Genomic DNA, 229 nt, shown 5'->3' on the forward strand with positions numbered 1-229 from the left:
TCGACGGGCGACCAGTTCCACGTTCACGCTGAGCAACCGGGATGAACAATCTGGGACGAGGGGGAGTGAGGTCCTCGTAGCAGACGCGCGCTTGAGGGGCACCAACGCGTTTGACCAGCAGTTTCGTTACCGTCAGTATCTGGTCGAAACCGTCGACTCGTAGGCGGACCTCGTCGCCCACCTTCACTTTTTGAGCGGCTTTTGCGCTGTCACCGTTGACTTTCACATG

Annotated in this window: 1 pseudogene; it reads right to left on the minus strand. The window is 58.5% G+C overall.

What is annotated here, in order from left to right:
• Positions 1 to 229 (minus strand): annotated as a pseudogene (locus QP415_RS13230) (RNA-binding S4 domain-containing protein); the annotation flags it as partial.

Origin of the sequence: Pauljensenia sp. UMB3104 (assembly GCF_030217285.1) — a bacterium.
In the GTDB taxonomy this organism is placed as follows: domain Bacteria; phylum Actinomycetota; class Actinomycetes; order Actinomycetales; family Actinomycetaceae; genus Pauljensenia.